We start from the raw sequence: 507 nt of genomic DNA, 5'->3' as shown, positions 1-507 counted from the left end.
CAACGCAACAGAGAGGATGCGTTGGCGGGATCGCCTGAGCTGGTCTGACCCTCAACGCAACTGACCGTGGTGTCCTTCGCCGGATCTGTCGTCCGGCCTGGGTGGTCTCGCGTGCACGTCACCAGGCGGGCGGATGTGACCTGATAGGAGCCTGTCTCACCAGGACCCATCTCTGTTCTGTCCGCCCCGCCCAGCCCGGTGCGTGCCGCCCGCAGGTTCCAGCCAGCAAGGACGGCAGGTCTCAGAATGCCCGATCCGCACACCGCTGCCCACATACAGGTCGTCGGCGGGGTCGACACCCACACCGACACCCACCACGCCGCCGCACTCGACCACCTCGGCCAGATCCTCGGCGACGCCGAGTTCCCCGCCACCCCCGACGGCTGCGCACAACTGCTCGACTGGCTATCCGGCTTCGGCCCAGTCACCAAAGTCGGCGTCGAAGGCACCGGCTCCTACGGCAAACAACTCGCCACACTGCTGCGCCACAACAACATCACAGTCCGC

1 protein-coding gene is annotated in these 507 nt (G+C 66.7%); it reads left to right on the top strand.

Annotated features, from left to right (window positions below; all coding sequences use genetic code 11):
* Positions 1–246 precede the first annotated feature (246 nt).
* On the top strand, positions 247–507 hold a 261-nt coding region (locus SK571_RS46230), incomplete at its 3' end, for an IS110 family transposase (RefSeq protein WP_319990443.1).

Origin of the sequence: Lentzea kristufekii (assembly GCF_033949925.1) — a bacterium.
In the GTDB taxonomy this organism is placed as follows: domain Bacteria; phylum Actinomycetota; class Actinomycetes; order Mycobacteriales; family Pseudonocardiaceae; genus Lentzea; species Lentzea kristufekii.
The sequence above is the reverse complement of the archived record's forward strand: the minus strand, read 5'-3'. Positions and strand labels throughout refer to the sequence as shown.